This is a genomic window from Paraburkholderia franconis (assembly GCF_009362735.1).
In the GTDB taxonomy this organism is placed as follows: Bacteria; Pseudomonadota; Gammaproteobacteria; order Burkholderiales; family Burkholderiaceae; genus Paraburkholderia; species Paraburkholderia franconis.
Map to the genome: position 1 here is coordinate 1 of NZ_WHNP01000005.1, position 23018 is coordinate 23018.

Below are 23018 nucleotides of genomic sequence, written 5' to 3' on the forward strand. Positions count from 1 at the left end.
GGCGGGCCACTTCGGCACGCAGTCTCGATAATTCCATCTGCTCCGGACTTACCGGCTTTGTACCGGCTCCGCCGAGCTTGCCTTCGTGCTCAGCCTTGACCCAGTTGGAAATCGATTGGGTCGGCACGTCCAGCGTCGCAGCCACCGCCGCAATGCTCTGGCCGGCCTTGACCAGCCGTACCGCTTCCAGCTTGAATTCGAGCGTGTATCGCGCCCGCTTTGTCTTGCTCATCTTCTTGTTTCTCCTTGCATGAGTTTAAACGCTCAGCAAGGGATTCGTTTTTCGGGGGCAAGCTCACACCACGTGGAATCGCCGGGATCATATTTGCCGTTGATCAGCTGTAAAGCTTCAAACTTCGCAAGTGAGAAGGAAGTGGTGGCACCGTTTTGGGAAGCGTACTCATGTAAGGGGGTATTGCATCGAAGTGCTGACGTCCTTGAATTTGTCTCGATGCGAAAAGACAGATGGAAGCTCGTATGTACGTGCGGGGTATCATACCGGATGCGGAAAGCCGCTCAATATGATGCTGCACAACTGATTCCGATCGCATATGGCGATCGCTACCGGAAACGGTCTCGCGCGTTGATTGCTAAAGGAGACAGCGTATGGTCTGCGGCACGAAAGTTACATTTATCTTATCATTGGGCGTACAGTGAAAAGCGGAGCAACATTAAGTTTGGTGAGCTGAAGAAATTGCGCGCGACATGGCGCCGGTTGGTTATGAACGCCTCACCGGAAAGGCGCATCACCGCAGCGGCTGAAGCTGATCCAGCCGTTCATAAGGCGCTATTGAAAAATGACCCAGATTGGTTGCGCACGTTTAATCGGATTCACCGGCCACCGGGGCGAACGAAAGGGGCGGTCCGGCGGAAGGAACCAACCCCTGATCAGATCCGCGAGGCGTGGGGTGTATTAATATCGGCCGAGCCCCCCATCATGGCAACTCGACGGGCCATTCTCGAAAGAGCTGGTTTTCCTCGAGCATTGGGCGGGAACAGATCTTTTGAGGCCGTTTTGGTGGAACTGGTTGAATGCCGTCTCGCCTATGTTGAGCGGGTCATTTCCTGGCTTGCCAACTTAGCATCGGGACAACGGCTGGGCGACTGCGATGAAGCTCTACGGACAGCCGGGTTGCGGAGAAGTAACCTTACCAGGGAGCGGCGAGAGCGAATCCGGGGAATCGAATTGGTGAATTCTGTCGAAGATCGTCTCACTAGCAAGTGTTAACCAGGAATTGGACCAACGCTAGTTGAACCTGCTGGGGGCGGTCCTTGTAGCACCTCCGCGGGAACTTCTCTTGAACGGAGATAGAAAGCGTAGCCGCGTGCGTTGCTACGGATGGGCGTGAATGCAGGCGGGCTGCCGGCGTTGAGGCCAGGATGGCTGCGATGGATAACTATCCGCACAACGTGTTGGCTACATATTCCGATTCGCAATGGTGCGCCCCCATCTAATGCGCCGCACATGATTTCGATGCGGCACTTTTTGTAGTCGCTTGCACAACGGTTGTTGTTGGGCGATCCCGCAGACTTTGCGCACCCGGAATTGACGTAGTCTCAAAAATCGCAAACCGCTGCTGCAAACTTTGACCCTGTCTTTTGGTTAAGACTTCGACGGTTGTAGGGCCCTCCGACCAGCTTTTTCCCGCAGACTTTGATGTTTCTCCATAGCTGTCACTGCTTCCGTGATTGCCGCATTGGCGGCGTTGCACCGGAATGAAGCATCCGCAGATCGTGCATGCTAATGTTGGTCGGTTTCGGTTCCTGACAGGGCAAAACGGACAGTCAGATGAGCGATGCTTCCATCGATCCCGAATCTGTCGCGCGGACGGCTTTCGTGCTGGGCGCGCGTCACAGGGCACTCGATCAGCCGTGGCGAACGCAGCGCCGCGCGCAGTTCGTCCATGTCGCGCAAGGTGTGTTGAGCGTGCATACGGAAGGCGGCCTGTGGGTCGCGCCGCCGCATCACGCCGTCTGGATGCTGCCGGATGTGTTGCACCGGATGTCGTCGGAGGCGCCTGTCGTGCTGCGCATCCTGCACGTCGATGCGGGCGCGCCATCCGTGCCCACGCGCTGTTGCGTCGTGGCCGTCGACCGTCTGGTGAACGAATTGCTCGGCGCGGCGTCGGCATTCGATCCGCACGCGCCGGCCGACGACGAAGAGTCGCGCCTGATGGCCGTGCTCGCCGACCGTCTGCCGCGCCTCGCGCACGTGCCGCCGCTTTCGCTGATCTATCCGCGCGACCCGCGTGCGCGTCTGATCGCCGATACGCTCGCGGCCGACCCCGGCAGGCCCGGCGTGCTCGACGATTTCGCCGATGCCGCAGCCATCACGGCGCGCACGGCGGCGCGTCTTTTCGCGAAGGAGACGGGGCTGACGTTCGGCCAGTGGCGTCAGCAGTTGCGCCTGTTGACGGCGCTCTCGCGTCTGGGCGCGGGCACGAGCGTCACGCAAGTCGCGCTCGCGGTTGGGTACAGCGACGTGTCGTCGTTCATCGCCGTGTTCAGGGACGCGCTCGGAGAAACGCCCGCGCGCTTTTTCCGCTGACCGCGCGAAGACGCTTCGTGGGCGCGCGCCTTTGCATCCGCGTTCGTTGCGCGTCAAATGCGCGCTCATTGCACGGCCAACGCACGGCCAACGCACGGCCAATACGCGTCCAATGCTCGGCCAACGCGCGGCTAATGCACGGCCAATGCACGGCCAACGCACGGCCAACGCACGGCCAATACGCGTCCAATGCACGGCCAATACGCGTCCAATGCACGGCCAACGCGCGGCCAACGCGCGGCCAATACACGGCCAATGCACGGCCAATGCACGGCCAATGCACGGCCAATACGCGTCCAATGCACGGCCAATGCACGGCCAACGCGCGTTCAACGCGTGTTCAATGCGCGGCCAACGCGCGCTCAATACACGTTCAATGCGCGCCCGACGCGTCCCCGCCGCCGCCCCGCACGGACCGCGTGATCCAGATGAGGGGAATGATCAGCACGAAGATGATCGCCGACGCATAGAAGATATCGTTCAGCCCCATCATCGCGGCCTGCGTGTTCACGGTGAAATCGAACATCGCATTCGATGTGGACGGGCTCACGTGCAACAGCGTCTGCGTCGCGTCGATCTGCTGCGCGAACGCCGGATTGTTCGCGTTGGCCTGCTCGGTCAGGCGTTCGTGATGCAGGATCGTGCGGTTGTTCCAGGCCGTGCCCGCGATCGACGTCCCCACCGCGCCGCAAAACACGCGCACGAAATTCGACAGGCCCGCCGCCGCCGGCACTTTCGGACCCGGCTGGCCGGCGAGAATGATGGCCGTCAGCGGCACGAAGAACAGCGCCATCGGGATGCCTTGCAGCAGTGTCGGCAGCACGAGGTGCCACGTGTCGATCTCGATCACGTACTTCGAGCGCATGAAGAACACGATCGCGAAGCCGACGAACGCGAGCGTCGCGATGATGCGCGCGTCCGAGCGCGGCAGCACGCGGCCCATCACGGGCGCGAGGATCACCGCGAAGATGCCGAGCGGCGCGGTCACGAGCCCGGCGTCGACGGAGCGGTAGTTCAAATACTCCTGCATCCATTGCGGCAGCAGCACGAGATTGCCGAAGAACACCGCGTACGCGACGGAAATCGCGATCGTGCCGCCCAGGAAATTGCGCTGCGTAAAGAGCCGCAGATCGACGACGGGATTCGGCTCCGTCAGCTCCCACACGAGAAAGAACGCGAAGCTGATCAGCGCCGTCACCGCGAGCGCGACGATCACGGGCGAGCCGAACCAGTCCAGATCCTTGCCTTTGTCGAGCATGATCTGCAGCGACGCGACCCATGTGATCAGCAGGCCGAGGCCGACGACGTCGATGGGCAGCTTGCGCGTCGGCGTTTCGCGCGTGCGGTAGATCATCCACGTGACGCCCGCCGCGAAGATGCCGACGGGAATGTTGATGTAGAAGATCCACGACCACGAGTAGCTGTCGGTGATCCAGCCGCCGAGCGCCGGGCCCGCGATCGGGCCGACGGTCGCCGTCATCGCCCACAGCGCGAGCGCGCTCGACGATTTTTCCTTGGGCCACGAGCTGAGCAGAATCGCCTGCGACAGCGGAATCAGCGGACCGGCCACGGCCCCCTGAAACACGCGTGCGAGCAGCAGAATGGGCAGCGACGGCGCGACGCCGCACAGCCACGACGCGATCACGAAGCCGAGAATCGCGCCGACGAACAGCCTGATCTGCCCGAAGCGCTGCGTGAACCAGCCCGTCAGCGGAATCGACACGGCGTTTGATGCCGCGAACACCGTGATGACCCATGTGCCTTCATCGACGGACACGCCCAGATTGCCGGAGATCGTTGGGATTGCAACGTTGGCGATCGACGTGTCCAGCACGTTCATGAACGTCGCCAGCGCGACGGCGAAGGTCGCGAGCGCGAGTTGCCCGCCATGCAGCGGCGGTGGAGCAGGCGGTCCGGGCGGCCGCGCGGCGGGCTTCGGCGGGGTGGGTGAGTCGTTCGATGGGTTCGAAGGGTTCGGTCGGTTCGGATCGTTCGGTTCGCTCAAGCGGATCTCCGGCGGTGAACACACGCAAGCCGTCGGACGGCACGGCGTTGTCGGCAGTGGCTGACGGCCCTTCATGCCGATGATAGTCGCAAGCGGCAACCGGCACCCGCCGATTGCACAGGTGCGCGCGGGATTCATCGCGAGATCGCGGCGGGGTTGTGCGTTGCGCGATTGCGTTCGAGTCCGCGCTTAGGTGCGCTTATCGCGCTTATCGCGCGTTTAGGCCCGCACTTTGCGTGTGCCGAAGAGCGGAACAGAAATGCGTTGTCCAGTGCTGCGTCGTCTGTCGATGTCAGTTGTTGGGCGCCACACACGCTTCGCGCAAAACGCGCGCAAAATCGCGACGTGCGGCGTATGCTCCCGCCTGCGCGTGACACGGCAGCGGAAAGGCCCGCAGTGCACGCCGCGCAAGATGAAAGGATGAAGGCGATGGCCTGGGAACGATTCGACAACGGCTGGCGGCTCGCGCCCGCCGATGGACCGGCGACGGCGCTGGTCGTGCTGCTGCATGGCGTCGGCAGCAATGCTCAGGACCTCGTTCCGCTCGCGGACCTCTGGCGTGCAGCGCTGCCGCAAGCGGCGTTCGTCTCGCTCGACGGCAGCGAGCCGTTCGACGGCGGCTTCGGCGGGCGTCAATGGTTCAGCCTGCGCGACGTCGACGAAAGCAACCGTCCCGGGCGTGTCGCGGCCGCATGGCCCGCGCTGCAAAAGATGCTCGACGCCGAGCTCGCGCATTGGGGCCTCGGTTACAGCCAGCTTGCGCTAGTGGGCTTTTCGCAAGGCTCGATGATGTCGCTGCATCACGTGGCGACGAATCCGCAGGGCGCGGCTGTCGTGGTCGCATTTTCGGGGCGGCTCGCGTCGCCCATCACGACGCTCAGCGCCACGCCCGTGACGCTGATCCACGGCGAAGATGACGCCGTGATTCCCGTGCAGGAAACCGAACGCGCCGCAATCGCGCTGACGGACGCGGGCTTCGATGTCGAAGCATTCGCACTGCCGGGCGTCGGCCATACGATTTCCGGCGACGGCGTCGAGCTCGCCCGCGAAGCGTTGGTGCGCGCGCTGGCGCCGCTCGCGCGAAGCTGAAAACGCCTTCATCGCAAACACACACGAGATTCGTCGATACGGCCGCTCGCGCGGCGGCGCGACATCCTGAATCAATATTCCTAAAGTTCGCCAGGTATCTGCCGATATGCGTTCAGGGGCCGGAAGAAGTTTCCGACGCGCTGCCGCACTGCTCACTCGCGGTGTGACATTTTCGCTGCCGCCTCGGCAGCTCAACACTTTCAAAAGAGCCTGACTATGGCCAGATCGCAAGCGCAATCGGTTTTTGGACGCCTGTTCAGCGACTCCGTGGCGGTCGATCTCGGCACGGCCAACACGTTGATCTATACCGACGACGGCGGCATCGTGCTCAATCAGCCGTCGGTGGTGTGCTTCGACAAGCATGAGTCGGCGGCGGGGCGCAAGCGCGTCGCGCTGGTCGGCGACGAGGCGAAGCAGATGCTCGGACGCACGCCCGTCAATCTCGAAGCGGTGCGCCCGATGCGGGCTGGCGTGATCGCCAATTTCCCGGCGGCGGAACACATGATCCGGCAGTTCGTCGGCATGGCGCGTCCGCGGCCGTTCTTCGCGCGCCGCGCGTCGTTCACGATCTGCGTGCCGTCCGGCGCAACGCAGGTCGAGCGCCGCGCGATCCGAGAAGCGGCGGCTGCCGCCGGCGCACGCAAAGTGAACCTGATCGACGAGTCGCTCGCGTCGGCCGTGGGCGCGGGCTTGCCGGTGTCGTCGGCGACGGGCTCGATGGTCGTCGATATCGGCGGCGGCACGACGGAGATCGGCGTGATCGCGCTGGGCGGCACCGCGTACAAGGGCTCGATCCGCGTCGGCGGCGACCAGTTCGACGCGGCTATCATCAAGCACGTGCGCAACAACTTCCATGTGCTGCTCGGCGAGCAGACGGCGGAGCACGTGAAGAAAACGATCGGCTCGGCGCTCGCAATCGTGCCGCCCGATACGATGCGCGCGACGGGACGTGGCATCGACGACGGCTTGCCGCGCACGGTCGAGCTGTCGACGCAGGATGTCGTCGATGCGATCGCCGCGCCGCTGCGTCAGGTGCTGGGGGCCGTGAAGGCCGCGCTGGAAAATGCGCCGCCCGAGCTCGTCACCGATATCGCGGACGCGGGCATCGTGCTGACGGGCGGCGGCGCGCTGCTCGGCAATCTCGCGCGCTACTTCAGCAACGAACTGCACATCGACGTGCGCGTTGCCGACGAGCCTCTGACGTGCGCCGTGCGCGGCGCAGGCGTGGCGGCGAGCGCAGGACTGGTCGAAATGTCGGCGTATGACTGACGCAATCGTTTGACATTGTTTTGGAGCGCTTCAAAGGGCGCTCTAAGGCAGCTTCCCCGCGTTGCCCGCGACGTATCCGACAGCGGCAAACGCGCGCGAAAGCGCTGTGTGACAATGAAGCTTTGTGGCGCGCGTGTCGTGGACCGCGCGCCTTTTTCATTGGCCTCCTTCAGTGACTCCGATTTCCGCTTCATCACCGCATTTCGTCGATCTGCCCAACGGCTTGCGCATGCCTTATGTCGAGCAGGGCGAGGGCGAGCTGCTGCTCTTCGTGCACGGCTCGCTGTGCGACTACCGTTACTGGGACGCGCAGCTCGCGGGCTTGTCGAAGCGCTATCGATGCGTGGCCGTGAGTCTCACGCACTACTGGCCCGCCGCCGATACACCCGCGACGATTCCGTTCAGCTGGAGCAGTCACGCCGATGAAGTCGCGCAGTTCATCGAGCGTTTCGGCGCGGGCGCGGCGCATGTAGTCGGGCATTCGCGCGGCGGCTGTGTCGCGTATCACTTCGCGCGCCGTCACGCGCACCATGTGAAGACACTGACGCTCGCCGATCCGGGCGGGCCGCTGCAGATCGGCGAGCGTGCGCCCGCGAGCCTGCCGGAGACGGTCAATGCGTTGAGGGCGCGTGCCGCGCGACTGATCGAAGAAGGACAGGTCGATGCGGGGCTGCAACTCTTCGTCGATTCCGTCAGCCGTCCGGGCTTCTGGTCGAAGAGCACGCCGAATTTCCGGCGCATGGCGACCGATAATGCGCACACGCTTGCACGCCAGTTCCGTGATCCGCTGCCCGCTTATACGCCCGACGACGCATCGGATGTGAAGTGCCCGGTGCTGCTGATCGACGGTGAGAAGAGTCCGCCGATGTTCCGGCGCACAGCCGAAACGCTCGCGTCATGGCTGCGCGACGCGCGCCGCGAAACGGTGATGGGCGCTTCGCATGGGATGAATCTCGCGCATCCCGCCGCCTTCAACCGTTTCGTCGACGCGTTCGTTCAGGCCGCGCGTTGAAGTTTCTGACAGGTCAGCCTTTCGCGTGCGCGTCGACATCGAGCGCGCGCTCGGCCGCTTCACCGACGAAGCCGCGATAGTACAGATGCACGCCGATCGCGAGCGAGTCGTGACGGATCTCGTTGAACGCTTTCCACGCCTTCACCGGCTCCTTGAACACGAGGTAATGCGCTTCCTGCGAGACGAGACGCGCGACCTGATGCAGGCCATGCCCATGCAGACGGTCGACGAGTTCGTCGAGGCTGCGGTGCGTGCGCGCGTCCGTGCGCGGATAGAGCATGTGCAGAACCGCGACCTTTTCCGTAGCGAGCGCCGCCGACAGAGCGAGCACGATGTCCTGATGATTCAGCGCCGTGACGACGAAATCGTCCGTATCTTCTGTCGCGGGAAAGAGCGTGTCGATGTTCATGTTCATTTTGTGCATTCCTGTGTCTGACTTTAAAAGAGACCCGCCGCCCAATGGATCGCGCGGCGGGTCAAAGACAGCATTGTGTTTTGCAGGGGAAGCTCAACACCAATCCAGTATCTCAGACACGATTGCGTTTGGCGTCCCGTGCTGGAACAAAACATTGTTGCATTGAGCGTTCTCTCTTTCATTTGTCTGTCGGCGGGAGCCTTTATTCCACGGTCGAGTATTGCTTCGTACGAGATTGATTGTTGCGCGAGAGCGATGCAATCAAACGGCATGCGGGTCGTAGAATGCACACGGCTGCCGGAGGCGCGGATGCGCGTGATCGCCGGCTTCGCAACGTCTCAGGAATGCAAAGTCGAAAGGAATCCCAGATGAACGTATCAACGACCAAAGCCTTGCTGTCGTTTTCGAATAGCGACGAGAAAATCGAACTGCCGGTTTATAAAGGATCGATGGGTCCCGACGTAATCGATATTCGCAAGCTCTACGGACAGACGGGCAAGTTCACTTACGATCCGGGCTTCATGTCGACGGCGTCGTGCAATTCGGCGATTACGTATATCGACGGCGACAAGGGCGAGCTGCTGTATCGCGGCTACCCGATCGACAATCTCGCGCAGAATGCCGACTTTCTGGAAACGTGCTACCTGCTGCTGAAAGGCGAACTGCCGAATGCGCAGCAAAAGAAAGAGTTCGAAGACACCGTCACGAAGCACACGATGGTGCACGAGCAGATGCATTTCTTTTTCCGTGGCTTTCGCCGCGACGCGCACCCGATGGCGATTCTCGTCGCCGCAGTTGGCGCGCTGTCGGCGTTCTATCACGACTCGCTCGACATCAACGACCCGACGCATCGCGATGTTTCCGCGATCCGCATGATCGCGAAGCTGCCGACGCTGGTCGCGATGGTGTACAAGTACTCGATCGGTCAGCCGTTCGTGTATCCGCGCAACGACCTGTCGTACAGCGCGAACTTCATGCAGATGATGTTCTCGAACCCGGCGGAAGAGTACAAGGTCAACGACGTGCTGGTGCGCGCGCTGGACCGCATCCTGATCCTGCACGCAGATCATGAGCAGAACGCGTCGACGTCGACGGTGCGTCTCGCCGGTTCGTCGGGTGCGAATCCGTTTGCGTGTATCGCAGCCGGTATCGCCTGTCTGTGGGGCCCGGCGCACGGCGGCGCGAACGAAGCGGCGCTGAACATGCTGGAAGAAATCGGCTCGGTCGATAACATTCCTGAGTTCATCAAGCAGGTGAAGGACAAGAACTCGGGCGTGAAGCTGATGGGCTTCGGCCACCGCGTGTACAAGAACTACGATCCGCGCGCGAAGTTGATGCGCGAAACGTGCCACGAAGTTCTGAACGAACTGGGCCTGCACGACGACCCGCTGTTCAAGCTCGCAATGGCGCTAGAAAAAATCGCGCTGGAAGACGAGTACTTCGTGTCGCGCAAGCTGTACCCGAACGTCGATTTCTATTCGGGCATCGTGCAGCGCGCGCTGGGTATCCCCACTGCGATGTTCACGTGCATCTTTGCGATGGCGCGTACTGTCGGCTGGATTGCGCAGTGGAACGAAATGATCGCCGATCCCGAGCAGAAGATCGGCCGTCCGCGTCAGCTGTTCATCGGCGAGACGCCGCGTGACGCGAAGCCGGTCGCGCGCCGCTAATCGTTTGTCAGTTATCGAAGCTTGCTTTTGAACGCCGCTATCCGCGGCATCGTCTGAAGCGCAGGCGCCGTTTCCGCAAGAGGGAAACGGCGCCTTTTTTCATTCGGGCGCTGCATTCGATATCGGCAGGATGGCGAATCAATTCCTTTGCGTTCCGTTCGCGTGTGAGAGGGTGCGCTGCTCGCCTGAAGCCATTTCACGCATCGACAGCACGACCCGTGCCATGCGTGCCGCTCGATTCCCGCTTCATGCATTACACGAAAAAATCATGGAGATCGGGGCACCCGCCGCGCTATCCTCTGTCCTAATTGCGCGAACCCTCTACAATCGGAACGAAGCCACTAGCACAGGAGCATGCTGATGCAGGATCCAGAAGCACTCGGCGGACTGACCCATCAGGGCGGCGTGGACTATCAGGGCGAAGACAACGACAGCGCGTTCATCGCGCCGGAAAACCTGAACCTCGCCGCCGCGACGCAGCATGTGCTGAAATCGGGCGGCACGTTCATCGTCAACGATCCGCTCGGCGATGTCACAGGGCATGACGACGGCCTGTTCGTCAACGATACCCGCGTGCTGTCGCAACTGCGTTTGACCTTCGGCGGCCGCGCGCCGTCGCTGCTGTCGGGCAGCGTCAGCAGCGACAACACTTCATTCACCGCGCATCTGACCAACCGCCCGCTGCCGCCGCTCGGCGGCAGCAGCACGCCGGAAGGCGTGATTCACGTCGAACGCGTGCGTGTGCTGTCGGGCACGGTGATGAACGAAGCGATCGAGCTCACCAACTATGGCACGACGGATGCGGTCGTGCCGCTGTCCATTTCGTTCGCGAGCGATTTTCGCGACATGTTCGAAGTGCGCGGCCTGAAGCGCGATCGTGAAGGCACGATCGAAACACCGCGCGTGCACAAGAACGAAGTATTGCTCGGCTATGTCGGTCTCGACGACGTCGCGCGACGCGTGCGCGTCGCGTTTTCGCCGATGCCCGACAAGCTGCTCGCGGGCCGCGCCGATTACTCGGTGAAGCTGCCGGCGCAGGCATGCGTGTCGATCTATCTGTCGGTGGCCGTGCAGGTCGAGGCGCACAAGGGCGCGCCCGACGTCAACGTGCCGCAATCGACGCATACCGTCACCGAGCTTCACGTGTCGCAGATCGATGCGGCACGTCCTCGCGTGGGCCGCTCGGCCGTGCGCGCGGCGCTCGTCGACGCGCACCTGGTGATGCGCGAGCGGCGTCGCGCATCGGCGCGCGTGCGCTCGAGCAATCCGCTTTTCAACGCATGGATCGACCGCTCGCAGGCAGACCTCAATCTGCTGACGACGGATCTCGCGACGGGGCCGTATCCGTATGCGGGCATTCCGTGGTTCTCGACGCCGTTCGGACGCGACGCCGTCATCACATCGTTGCAGACGCTGTGGCTGCAACCCGCTCTCGCGCGCGGCGTGCTGCGCTTTCTCGCCGAGCATCAGGCGAAGGAGGACTCCGCGTTCCGCGATGCCGCCGTCGGCAAGATCATGCACGAAATGCGCCGCAGCGAAATGGCGGCGACGGGCGAGGTGCCGTTCGCGCTGTACTACGGCGGTGTCGATACGACGCCGCTGTTCATCGTGCTCGCGGGCGCGTACGTTGCGCGCACGGGTGACACGAAGCTCGTCGACGAACTGTGGCCCGCGCTCGAACGCGCGACGAAGTGGGTGTCGGCCGTGTGTGACCGCAACCGCTATGGTCTGCTCGATTATCAGCGCGCGTCGGACAGCGGCCTTGCGAACCAGGGCTGGAAGGACAGTCACGATTCCGTCTTTCACGCGGACGGACGCTACCCAGACGGGCCCATCGCGCTCGTCGAAGTGCAGGCTTATGCGAGCGCCGCGTTCGACACGATGGCGCGCTTCGCGACGCTGCGCGGCCAGACCGGGGAGGCCACGCGCTATATGCAGCGCGCAATGGCGATACGCGCGTGCGTCGAAGACAGGTACTGGATGGACGACACGAACTTCTACGGCATCGCGCTCGACGGCAAGGGCGACCTGTGCCGCGTGCTCGCGTCGAACGCTGGGCATCTGCTTGCGTTCGGCTTGCCGTCGCGCGAGCGCGGCGAAGCGGTGGCGCGCTCGCTGGAGTCGGCGCTCTTTCATACAGGCTGGGGCGTGCGCACATTGGCGGCGGGCCAGCCGCGCTTCAATCCGATGGCGTATCACAACGGCTCCGTCTGGCCGCACGACAACGCGATCTGCGCGCGCGGCCTCGCGCGCTACGGCGCCAAGGCGGCCGCCGTGCGTCTGTTGCAGGCGCTCTTTCAGGCGGCCGTCAATTTCGACATGCGGCTGCCGGAGCTGTTCTGCGGCTTTCCGCGCCGCCGTGGCGAACCGCCGACGGCGTACCCCGTCGCCTGTCTGCCGCAAGCCTGGGCGGCCGGCTCGCCGTTCATGATGCTCGAAGCGTGCCTGGGCGTAACGATCGACGCGGCGCGGCGCGAAGTGCTCATCGAGCAGCCGATGCTGCCTGAAGGCATCGACTGGATCGAGATCAGCGATCTGCGCGTCGGCGATTCGTCGGTGTCGATCACGTTCCGGCGCGTCGCGGGCAAGGTCGTGGCGTCGGCGGAGCAGGGGGATGTGCGGGTGATCGCGCTGTTGTAAGCCGTCGCCTTTCAACCTTCTTCGACGGAGCCCGAACATGCCGCAAAACGTCTACGTCGTGTTCAAGGGCACGCTGAAACTGGGCGTGCCCTTTCTCGACGGCTACAAAGGCGACCCGCACTATTTGATCGTGGTCGACGACACCAAAGGGGGCGACTTCGAGATCGTCACCAATGTGAAGTCCGATAGTTCGCTCACGGGTCCCGCCGGATACCACGTGCTCTATGCGTGGAATCAGTATTTCGATCATCCGATGATCGCAGATCTCGCGAAGCTGCCGCTTGGCCTCACGCAGACAGGATTTCCGAAGCTGGACTACGTGCACGATACGCGCCTCGTCGATCTCACGACGATGCGTCCCATCACGCTCGATACGCAGGCCGAGCACAACGACATCAACGCGCTCGTCAACGGGATGTTGGAGCTCGACATGTCGGCGGCGCCCGTCGACTATGTGTATCGAAGCAAGAGCGGCAACGACACGCGGCGCGGCTGGAAGCCCACGAAGACTGTCAGCGTGTACGGCTTCGGCTTTCTGTTCGAGTCTGAGAAGGACGGCTTGCACGAAACGCACATGAACCAGGGCAATCCGAAGCCGCAGCCGGGCAGCCACGTGAGGGACCATACGTCGGAGAATGGGACCTTTCAGGACGGCGCGGTGATGGTCGAAGTGGATGGGCGGTTTCAGGCGCTCTTCGTGGCGTTCCAGACGCAGCTCGTGCCGACCGACAACCGGGGCTGGCCGATTCCCGGAACGTCGCATCCGATTCTCGGCTAGCGACACGCTGACGTGCCCATCGCTGCACGATGCTGACACGGTGCTAAGCTTGCAAACGCGTTCAGCGTTAATTTCAGGGGCGGCGTCGCGCTTGCGCCGGTTTCATCCGACGAGTGCTGGCAGGCGCGGCAGCCCACGGGAGAAGCTCATGGCGGCACGCTCGATTGCATCGTTGTCCCTCTCGTTCGGCCTCGTGTCGATTCCTGTGCGGCTCTATTCCGCGACCGAAAGCGGGTCGGACGTGCGCTTCAATATGCTCGCGCCCGACGGCTCCCGCGTGAAGCAGCAATACATCTCGGAGACGACGGGCGCCGTCGTCGAACGCTCGTCGATGAAGAAGGGCTACGAGTTCGAGAAAGACCGCTTCGTCGTCTTCACCGCCGACGAACTGAAGGCGCTCGAAGAAAGCGCGAGCCACGTCGTCGAGATCGTGGCCTTCATTCCGGAGAAATCGGTCGATCCCGTCTACTACGACAAGGCGTATTACATCGCACCCGACAAGCGCGGCGGCAAGCCCTATAGCCTGCTGCAACAAGCGCTTGCGGAAAGCGGCCGCTGCGCGCTGGCGAAGTGGGCATTCAAGGGCAAGACCCGCATCGTCCAGGTGCGGCCGGCCGAAGACGGCCTCGTGTTCCAGCAGCTGCTGTTCGCGGACGAAGTGCGCTCGCTGAAGGACCTGAGCATCGAGCACGTGAGCGTTACCGCGTCTGAGCTGAAGCTCGCGATGCAGATCATCGAGCAGGGCGCCGAGGACCATTACGACCCCAGCGCATACGAGGACGAGGAGAAAAAACGCATCCTCGAGGCCATCGACAGGAAGATCGAAGGCCGGCAGGTCATCTCGGCCGAGCGCGCGGATGTGCCCGAGCCGGGCGGCGAAGTGATCGACCTGATGGAAGCATTGCGCGCGAGTCTGAAAGGCGGCGCGAGGGCCAAGCCTGCTACCGCGTCCGCGAGCCCGTCTGAGAGCCCGTCCGCGAGCGCGCAAAAGCGCAAGCCCGCCGAGCCCGCGACCGACATCGCCGCTGCGCCGAGAACGCGCAAGCCTGCCGCGCGCGCGGCGAAAGCCCCCGCTGCCGAAGTGCCCACCAAGGTTCGGGCGCGCAAGTGACGAGAGCGGACGCGGCGCATAGCCTGTCGATGCGCGAGCTGGAGTCGATGCTGGGCGTGTCGCGGCGAGTCGTCTCGGGACTCGTCGACGCCGGCTTCGTGACGCCGACGCGCGGGCCGCGCAACGCGCTGCGCTTCACGTTTCAGGATGTCGTGCTGCTGAGGACGGCGCTCCAGTTGCGCGCATCGAATATTCCTCCGCGCAAGATCGTGCAGGCATTGCAGCGCCTCAGGTCCGAACTGCCCGAAGCGTTGCCGCTGTCGGGCATTCGCGTCACGGCCGTCGGCAATGAGATCGTCGTGCGAACGGGACCATCGCAATGGGACGCGATAACGGGCCAGCATCTGCTCGACTTCGAAGTGGCGCAGATCAAGGGCGACGTGGTGTTTCTCGAATCGTCGCCGCAACCGAAGGACGCCGCGCGCGAGGCCGACGAATGGTACGGCCTCGCCGGGCAATTGATGGAGTCGGATGCGAAGGGCGCGGAGCAGGCGTACAGGAAAGCGATCGCGCTTTCGCCCGAGCCGTTTTATGCCGCGTATGTCGATCTCGGCGCGCTGCTGTGCGAAAGCGAAGCGCGCTGCGAAGACGCGCTGTGCGTATTCGACGACGCGCTGTCGTATTTCCCCGAAGACGCCGTGCTTCATTTCAATCGCGCGGTGGCGCTCGAGGGACTGGACCGGCTTGCGGATGCGGAGCGAAGCTACGAGCGTTGTCTCGAACTCGATCCGTCGTACGCGGATGCGCACCACAATCTCGCCATTCTTCTCGATGGTCTCGGCGACCAGCAGGGGTTGCTGCGGCATCTGAATGCGTATCGGCGGCTGACGAATTAGAGCGCCTGTCCGCGCCGATATTTCGAGCACGTCCGTTCAGCTGATTGTCGATTGGCGAGCGTCCAAAAAGGCGTAGACTTTCCGCTTACGCACGCAGAACCAGTGTGCGAGAAACGCCTGCGCGGGCTCTCTTGTTCGCCATGCGCACGGGTTGATTTCGGTGCAACGGTACGCACGTAGTGAAGACAGGAATAGAGGTCACAACCCATGCTGAAACCCGAATTCAACGACGCCGACAGTGCGCGTCCGGAACTGCTTTGCTTCCTTGTCGCGATTGCGGCGGCTTCGCATGCCCTTACACAGGAATGGCGTGTCGATCATGTCGTCGAATGCTGCCGCCGCTGGCTGAGAAAAAACGACGTGAAGATGCACTGGCTCGATCGGGTCAAGATCGGGCAGCTCGCGCTGAAAATCGCAAGCGAGGATCTGCTGGACGCGGGTATTGCCGTGCGTCTTTCCAGCGTGAACGCGCTCTTTACGAGCGAAATGGAATTGAACGAGGCGAGCACGATGGTGCAGCGAATGATGTCGCTGTGCCAGGAAGCGCTTTGATCGACCAGCCTCGGTACCGATTTTCAAACACAGCATTGCAATCCCGATAGCTGATCGCAAGACGTCCACCGTTCATACTCGACACTTTTGCAGCGCCGCATAGGGCGGGCGCGACAGGGGCACAGTGTAGAGGTTGTTGTGAGCGATATCGGAATGAATGAGGCGCGACCGCGGCGCGCCTGTCTGACAAGACGCGGGATGACCATTGCGGCAACGAGGCTGGTCAAATGGGCGGCCCTGTTCGCCCTTGCACCGCTGATGATGCAGGCGTGCTCCACTTCGAGTCCAGTAACGGAAGCGGCCAACCCAGGACGATATTCCCTTCACGCGACGGCCGCGGGCGGCAGCGTCGCATGGGCGAGATCCCACAAGGCGGTCATGCAGAGCGCGAGCGATTTCTGTCAGCAGCGCGGGCAGATGCTCAGCGTCGTTTCCGAGTCTTCGAAGGGCGTGCGGGCACTCGAAGAACATGAGGCGGAACTCACGTTCGAATGCCACTCGCGGTTTTGATTCGAGTGCGCAGCGTTGGTGAAAGGATGATGCCGCTGTGCTGCGTCGAAAGATTGCGCGTTGGCGCAACGCGTGCTGCCTGCAAGGGCAATCGTTGAACCGACGAAAAAAAACCCGCCATGGAGGCGGGCTTGATCAGGCCGTGGTGTCGAAGCAGTGAAGCAGTCGCCGTGATGACGAAGTGTTTATTCGCACTCCGCCGGTTCCCTGTTCAGCATGCTCTTTGGAATCGACAGAATCAGCACGCAACTGACGAGAAGGCAGGCGCCAAGCGCGTACGTGCCGTTGTTGATGTTGCCCGTCAGATCCTTCGCCACACTGGTAATCATCGAGCCGGTAAAGCCCGACAGGTTGCCGACGGAGTTGATCAGCGCAATGCCGGCCGCTGCCGCCGTGCCCGAGAGAATCTGCCCGGGGAAGGTCCAGTAAATCGGCATCAGGCCAAGGATTGCGCAGGTCGCGATCGTCAGAAACAGAATCGACAGCGGCACATTGTTCGCGAACAGCGCGCTCAGAATCAGGCCGACGCCACCGATGCATGCGGGAATCGCCGCGTGCATCCGACGCTCGCCTGTCTTGCGAGAGTGCGCCGCATTCCAGATCATCGCGACTACCGCGCTGAGGTACGGAATGGCCGTCAGCAAGCCGATGTTAAAGGTGCTTTTCACGCCCGACGCCTTGATGATCGACGGCAGCCAGAACGCGAGGCCATAGAAGCCGGTGTTGAACGTCAACAGGATAAAGGTCAGCAGCCACACGCGCGGGCTCTTGAGCGCCGCTGCAACGCTATGCGTCTTTTTCGCGCTTTCCTGTTCGATATTTCTTTGCAGCAGGGCCTTTTCGGAAGGCGTCAGCCATTTCGCCGATTGAATGCCATCGCCCATACGGAACAGCACCACGAATGCGACGAGGATCGAAGGAATGCCTTCCAGCAGAAGCATCCATTGCCAGCCGCCCAGGCCGAACACGCCATGTGTATTCTCCATCAGCCATCCGGAAACGATGCCGCCCAGCGTCAGGCTCACGGGAATGGCAATCAGGAACCCCGACATCGCGATGCTTTGGCGACGGGCCGGGAACCAGTAGTTCATGTAGAGGATGATGCCCGGGAAAAAGCCTGCCTCGCAGACGCCCAGCAGGAAGCGGAGGATGTAGAACATCGTCGATGTTTCGACGTGGAAGAAGCTTGCCAGCGGCGAGATGAAGGCGAGCGACGACGAGACGATACCCCATGTCACCATGATGCGGGCGATCCAGAAACGCGCTCCGTAGCGATGAAGAAGCAGGTTGCTCGGCATCTCGAAGAAGAAGTATCCCCAGAAGAAGATGCTTGCACCGACGGCATAGACGCCATCGCTCAGGCCGAGCGAGTCGAGCATCTGCAATTTCGCAAAGCCGACATTGACCCGGTCCAGGTAGGCGACGACGTAACACAGAAGCAGCAGCGGCAAGATGCGCTTCAGTACCTTGCGATAAAGCAGTTCTTCAGTCTCATCGACAGCGACGGATGACGCCGCGGTCTGAGTGATGGTGGGCATAGGGTTGTCTCCTTTTGCATATGTCGTGCGCGATCTCGTTCGAAGGGAGATCGCTCATCGTACTGCGTGGTGGCTTGCTGGCGCGTCGAATAGCGCCTCGAAACGTAGTTACCGGTAACATCGCGATGTGCAACTGCCGATGCGCGAAAATGTTATCGGTAACGAAGTTAGCACGAGGAGGCATCGCAGAGCAAGCCAGGGGAATCTACCTGGGTGGGGGAAGACATCTGCGTGGCGCGACCGTGGCGGCCGCCGCACGCGGCATCACACGGCCCGTTCTCCTGAAAACGCGTAAACCAGGTGAGGTGCACAGACCCGGCACAGCGTGATAATATCGAAAGATGTTACCGATAACAGATATGTGAATCCGACGGCAAGGAGACGGCTGCGGGCCCCCGACGGGCGCCCACGCGGGCCGTAATACGAGCGATAGTGACCAACACATCACCAGCACATCGAACAACGGAGTACAACGCAATGACCCAGTCCAACATACGGCGCCTGCGCAGCCAGGAATGGTTCGATGACCCGGCCCATGCCGACATGACCGCGCTCTATGTCGAGCGCTTCATGAACTATGGCCTCACGCGCGAGGAATTGCAGTCGGGCCGTCCCATCATCGGCATCGCGCAGACGGGCAGCGACCTCGCGCCCTGCAACCGGCACCACATCGAACTCGCTGCGCGGACCAAGGCGGGCATTCGCGACGCGGGCGGCATTCCGATGGAGTTCCCCGTGCATCCGCTCGCCGAGCAGAGCCGCCGGCCCACGGCCGCGCTCGATCGCAATCTTGCGTATCTCGGTCTCGTCGAAATCCTGCATGGATTCCCGCTCGACGGCGTCGTGCTGACGACGGGTTGCGACAAGACAACGCCGGCGTGCCTGATGGCCGCCGCGACGGTCGACATGCCCGCGATCGTGCTGTCAGGCGGCCCGATGCTCGACAGCTGGCATCAGGGCAAGCGCGTCGGCTCGGGCACGGTGATCTGGCATGCGCGCAATCTGCTTGCCGCAGGCGAGATCGATTACGAAGGCTTTATGGAACTCACGACGGCATCGTCGCCTTCCATCGGCCACTGCAATACGATGGGCACGGCGCTGTCGATGAACAGTCTCGCGGAAGCGCTCGGCATGTCGCTGCCCGGCTGCGCGAGCATTCCCGCCGCCTATCGCGAGCGAGGCCAGATGGCGTACGCGACGGGCAAGCGCATCGTCGATCTCGTGCGCGAAGACGTGCGGCCCTCGCACGTCATGACGAAAGAAGCATTTGAGAACGCGATCGTCGTCGCGTCGGCGCTGGGTGCGTCCACCAACTGTCCGCCGCACCTGATCGCAATCGCGCGCCACATGGGCGTCGAGCTGAGCCTCGACGACTGGCAGCGCGTCGGCGAGCAGGTGCCGCTCATCGTCAACTGCATGCCGGCCGGCGAGTATCTGGGCGAGAGCTTCCATCGGGCGGGCGGCGTGCCTGCCGTGCTGCGCGAACTCGACCGCGCTGGGCTTGTGCATCGCGACTGCCTGACGGTGTCGGGCCGCGCCATCGGCGCGATCGCCGACAGCACGCCTGAGCCGGACCGCGACGTCATCAAGACCACAGACGCGCCGCTCAAGCATGGCGCGGGATTCATGGTGCTGTCGGGCAACTTCTTCGATAGCGCGATCATGAAGATGTCGGTGGTCGGCGATGCGTTCAGGCAAACCTATTTGAACGAGCCTGGCGCGGAGAACTCGTTCGAGGCGCGCGCCATTGTGTTCGATGGTCCCGAGGACTATCACGCGCGCATCAACGATCCGTCGCTGAATATCGACCAGCATTGCATTCTCGTAATTCGCGGTGCGGGCACGGTCGGCTATCCGGGCAGCGCGGAAGTCGTCAACATGGCTCCGCCCGCGGAACTGGTGCGCGAGGGCATCACGTCGCTGCCGACGATGGGCGACGGCCGGCAGAGCGGAACGTCGGCGAGCCCGTCGATCCTCAACATGTCGCCTGAGGCGGCTGTGGGCGGCGGGCTTGCGCTGCTGCAAACGGGCGACCGTATTCGCGTCGATCTGAATGCGCGCAGCGTCAACGTGCTGGTCGATGAAAAAGAGCTTGAGCGGCGCCGCGAAAGCGCGAGCTTCGAGATTCCGCAGGCGCAGACTCCATGGCAGGAGTTGTATCGGCAGACCGTGGGGCAACTGTCGACGGGCGGCTGTCTCGAGCCCGCGACGCTCTATCTGAAAGTCATCGCCGAGCGCGGCAACCCGCGACACTCGCATTGAACGCGATCGGGCTGGCTCGATGCGTTCAAGTCGATGCCAGCCCTTATCGAATCAGCGGCCCATATGAAACGAACGGAGACATTGCGCACCATGACCTCATCATCCCCATCAGCGTATCTTCCCGACGATATCCAGCAGGCGCTGCTCGTCGGCCGCGTATGGCGTAAAGCGGGCGCGCACGAAGGGCCTTCTGTCGTGCTCGTGCGCAACGGCGAAGTACTCGATATCACGGCGAGCGTTCCGACCACCGCAGACCTGTTCGATCGCGACGACATCGTTCAATTTGCACGTACGGTGAAGGGCGAGTCGGTAGGCTCCGTCGACAGGCTGATCGAGGCCAATCTTCTGCACGGCACGGAAGAGCCCGCACTGCGGCTGCTCGCACCTAACGACGTTCAGGCGATCAAGGCATGCGGGGTGACATTTGCGGTGAGCCTCATCGAGCGCGTCATCGAGGAGCAGGCGGGCGGCGATCCGGCAAAGGCGCAAGACGTTCGGGAAACCATCGCTGCAACGATCGGCACGGACCTGTCGAAAATCAAGCCTGGCTCTGAAGCGGCGATGAAGCTAAAGGCGGAACTGGAGCGGCGCGGCGCATGGTCCCAGTACATGGAAGTGGGCATCGGGCCCGATGCCGAAGTGTTCTCGAAGTCGCAGCCGATGTCGGCCGTCGGCTTCGGCGCGGACATCGGATTGCTGCCCGCATCGAACTGGAACAATCCCGAGCCCGAGATCGTCCTCGCAGTCAACAGCCGTGGCGAGATCGTCGGCGCGACGCTCGGCAACGACGTCAATCTGCGCGACATCGAAGGCCGTTCGGCTTTGCTGCTCGGCAAGTGCAAGGACAACAACGCGTCGTGTGCAATCGGTCCGTTCGTGCGCCTGTTCGATGCATCGTTCGATCTCGACTCGGTGCGCAAGGCTAGCGTGTCGCTGCGTGTCGAGGGCGCGGATGACGGCTTTCTTCTCGATGGCGTCAGCCACATGAGCGAGATCAGCCGCGATCCGGCCGATCTCGTCGCGCAGACATGCGGACGCCATCACCAGTATCCCGACGGCTTCATGCTGTTTCTCGGCACGATGTTCTCGCCGATCAAGGACCGTGACACAGAAGGCGGCGGCTTTACGCATCATCTCGGCGACAAGGTCACGATCTCGACGCCGCAACTCGGCGCGCTCATCAACACCGTGCAGTTGAGCACGGAGATCGCGCCGTGGACCTTCGGCGTGCGCGCGCTGTATTGCAACCTGGCCTCGCGCGGATTGCTCCAGTCGATCGCGCGTGCCGACTATCGATAACGCTGAATCAGGAAAGACAACATGAACCAGTTCGACAACTATATCGACGGCAAATGGGTGCGCGGCGCCACTACATCTGCCAACGTCAACCCGTCCAATCTCGACGACGTCATCGGCGAATTCGCGCAGGCAGACGATGCGCAGACGCGCGACGCGATCGCCGCCGCGCGCAAGGCCTTTGCGCGTTGGTCGCTGTCGACGCCTCAGCAACGCTTCGATCTGCTCGATCAGGCGGGCAGCGTCATCCTTGCGCGCAAGTCGGAGCTGGGCCGGCTGCTTGCACGCGAAGAAGGCAAGACGCTGCCCGAAGCAATCGGCGAAGTCGGCCGGGCAGGGCAGATCTTCAAGTTCTTTGCCGGCGAGGCGCTTCGTATCGGCGGCGAGACGGTGCCTTCCGTGCGGCCCGGAATGACCGTCGAAATGACGCGTGAGCCGCTCGGTGTCATCGGCCTCATTACGCCGTGGAACTTCCCGATTGCCATTCCTGCCTGGAAGATTGCGCCCGCGCTCGCGTATGGCAACACGGTCGTCATCAAGCCCGCGGACCTCGTGCCGGCGAGCACGTGGGAACTGGTGAAGATCATCGCCGAAGCAGGTGCGCCCGCGGGCGTCATCAATCTCGTGATGGGCCGCGGTTCGGTGGTTGGCGAAGCGATCGTCAACTCACCGGACGTCGACGCCGTCAGCTTTACCGGCTCGGTGGCGACGGGCCGCTCGATCGGCGCAAAGTGCTTCGCGACAGGCAAGAAGTTTCAGCTGGAGATGGGCGGCAAGAACCCGATGGTCGTAGTCGATGACGCCGACCTCGATGTTGCCGTCGAGGCTTGCATCAACGGTGCCTTCTTTTCGACGGGACAACGGTGTACGGCGTCGAGCCGGCTTATCGTCACGGAAGGCATCCACGACCGCTTTGTCGAAGCAATGAAGGCGCGCATGACGACGCTGAAGGTCGGCGACGCACTGGCTGACGGGACGCATATCGGGCCTGTCGTCGACGACAAGCAACTCCAGCAGGATGAGCGCTACATCGCGATTGCACGCGAAGAGGGCGGAGCGGTGTTCGGCGGCGAGCGTGTCGAAGCGTCCACGCGCGGCTATTTCCTCGCTCCGGCGCTGGTGACGAATACGACGGCCGCGATGCGCATCAACCGCGAAGAGGTGTTCGGCCCTGTCGCGTCCGTCATCAAGGTCAAGGACTATCACGAAGCGCTCGCGGTGGCGAACGACACGGAGTTCGGCTTGTCGGCGGGCATCTGCACGACTTCGCTGAGCCTTGCGAGTCACTTCCGTCGACACGTGCAGGCTGGCATGGTCATGGTGAATACGGCCACGGCTGGCGTCGACTATCACGTGCCCTTTGGCGGCCGCAAAGGGTCGAGCTATGGTCCTCGCGAGCAGGGCAGCTATGCGCGCGAGTTCTATACGGCCGTCAAGACTTCGTACATCAATCCGGGCGCGGTTTGAAGCGAGCGGCGAAATAGCAC

The 23018-nt window shown here is 62.6% G+C and carries 18 protein-coding genes; 14 read left to right on the forward strand and 4 right to left on the reverse strand.

Annotated elements, in window-relative coordinates:
• On the reverse strand, positions 1-232 hold a 232-nt coding region (locus GCT13_RS06575), incomplete at its 3' end, for a transposase (RefSeq protein WP_152756144.1).
• Between the two features lie 1557 nt (positions 233-1789).
• Between GCT13_RS06575 and GCT13_RS06580 the strand changes: the two genes are divergently transcribed.
• Positions 1790-2548, forward strand: coding sequence for a helix-turn-helix domain-containing protein (locus GCT13_RS06580; protein ID WP_152756146.1), 759 nt, complete (start codon positions 1790-1792; stop codon positions 2546-2548).
• 373 nt (positions 2549-2921) lie between these two features.
• Here the strand turns inward: GCT13_RS06580 and GCT13_RS06585 are convergent, their stop codons facing one another.
• Positions 2922-4442 (reverse strand): DHA2 family efflux MFS transporter permease subunit, encoded by a 1521-nt coding sequence (locus GCT13_RS06585; RefSeq protein WP_152756672.1) that lies wholly within the window; start codon positions 4440-4442, stop codon positions 2922-2924.
• 540 nt (positions 4443-4982) lie between these two features.
• Between GCT13_RS06585 and GCT13_RS06590 the strand changes: the two genes are divergently transcribed.
• The 3 genes from GCT13_RS06590 (at position 4983) to GCT13_RS06600 (ending at position 7923) form a co-directional block, all read left to right on the forward strand.
• A complete protein-coding gene (locus GCT13_RS06590) occupies positions 4983-5642 on the forward strand; it encodes an alpha/beta hydrolase (RefSeq protein ID WP_152756148.1) in 660 nt (219 codons plus the stop codon).
• Between the two features lie 216 nt (positions 5643-5858).
• Positions 5859-6911 (forward strand): rod shape-determining protein, encoded by a 1053-nt coding sequence (mreB, locus tag GCT13_RS06595; RefSeq protein WP_152756150.1) that lies wholly within the window; start codon positions 5859-5861, stop codon positions 6909-6911.
• A 229-nt stretch (positions 6912-7140) separates the two neighbouring features.
• On the forward strand, positions 7141-7923 hold the full coding sequence (locus tag GCT13_RS06600; RefSeq protein ID WP_152756674.1) for an alpha/beta fold hydrolase: 783 nt from the start codon (positions 7141-7143) through the stop codon (positions 7921-7923).
• 13 nt (positions 7924-7936) lie between these two features.
• Here the strand turns inward: GCT13_RS06600 and GCT13_RS06605 are convergent, their stop codons facing one another.
• On the reverse strand, positions 7937-8338 hold the full coding sequence (locus tag GCT13_RS06605) for a hypothetical protein (protein WP_152756152.1): 402 nt from the start codon (positions 8336-8338) through the stop codon (positions 7937-7939).
• 368 nt (positions 8339-8706) lie between these two features.
• Between GCT13_RS06605 and gltA the strand changes: the two genes are divergently transcribed.
• From gltA to GCT13_RS06640, 7 genes are all read left to right on the forward strand, one after another.
• Entirely contained in the window at positions 8707-10008 is a 1302-nt protein-coding gene (gene gltA, locus GCT13_RS06610) for a citrate synthase (RefSeq protein WP_152756155.1), read from the forward strand.
• Positions 10009-10368: 360 nt separating this feature from the next.
• Positions 10369-12648 (forward strand): amylo-alpha-1,6-glucosidase, encoded by a 2280-nt coding sequence (locus GCT13_RS06615; RefSeq protein ID WP_152756157.1) that lies wholly within the window; start codon positions 10369-10371, stop codon positions 12646-12648.
• A gap of 37 nt (positions 12649-12685) precedes the next feature.
• Complete coding sequence (locus GCT13_RS06620) at positions 12686-13426, forward strand: YukJ family protein (protein ID WP_152756159.1); 741 nt, start codon at positions 12686-12688, stop codon at positions 13424-13426.
• 148 nt (positions 13427-13574) lie between these two features.
• Positions 13575-14537, forward strand: a complete 963-nt coding sequence (gene ku / locus GCT13_RS06625) for a non-homologous end joining protein Ku (protein WP_152756161.1) — start codon at positions 13575-13577, stop codon at positions 14535-14537.
• A complete protein-coding gene (locus tag GCT13_RS06630; RefSeq protein WP_321574218.1) occupies positions 14534-15373 on the forward strand; it encodes a tetratricopeptide repeat protein in 840 nt (279 codons plus the stop codon). Before ku ends, GCT13_RS06630 begins: the two co-directional genes overlap by 4 nt.
• A 207-nt stretch (positions 15374-15580) precedes the next feature.
• Entirely contained in the window at positions 15581-15925 is a 345-nt protein-coding gene (locus GCT13_RS06635; protein ID WP_087737246.1) for a hypothetical protein, read from the forward strand.
• 198 nt (positions 15926-16123) lie between these two features.
• Entirely contained in the window at positions 16124-16435 is a 312-nt protein-coding gene (locus tag GCT13_RS06640) for a hypothetical protein (protein ID WP_227746737.1), read from the forward strand.
• Between the two features lie 185 nt (positions 16436-16620).
• On the opposite strand, the gene GCT13_RS06645 is transcribed toward GCT13_RS06640, so the two are convergent.
• The gene (locus GCT13_RS06645) at positions 16621-17973 is read right to left on the reverse strand and encodes an MFS transporter (protein WP_152756163.1); all 1353 of its coding nucleotides are present in this window, start codon (positions 17971-17973) and stop codon (positions 16621-16623) included.
• Positions 17974-18450: 477 nt separating this feature from the next.
• Between GCT13_RS06645 and GCT13_RS06650 the strand changes: the two genes are divergently transcribed.
• The 3 genes from GCT13_RS06650 to GCT13_RS06660 all read left to right on the forward strand — a co-directional run bounded on the left by GCT13_RS06650 (position 18451) and on the right by GCT13_RS06660 (position 22998).
• Positions 18451-20235: an IlvD/Edd family dehydratase gene (locus GCT13_RS06650; RefSeq protein ID WP_152756165.1), complete on the forward strand. Its 1785-nt coding sequence runs from the start codon at positions 18451-18453 to the stop codon at positions 20233-20235.
• A gap of 90 nt (positions 20236-20325) precedes the next feature.
• Positions 20326-21534 carry a fumarylacetoacetate hydrolase family protein gene (locus GCT13_RS06655; RefSeq protein WP_152756168.1) on the forward strand — a complete coding sequence of 403 codons (1209 nt, stop codon included), beginning with the start codon at positions 20326-20328 and terminating at the stop codon, positions 21532-21534.
• A gap of 21 nt (positions 21535-21555) precedes the next feature.
• Positions 21556-22998 (forward strand): aldehyde dehydrogenase family protein, encoded by a 1443-nt coding sequence (locus tag GCT13_RS06660; RefSeq protein WP_152756171.1) that lies wholly within the window; start codon positions 21556-21558, stop codon positions 22996-22998.
• Positions 22999-23018 lie beyond the last annotated feature (20 nt).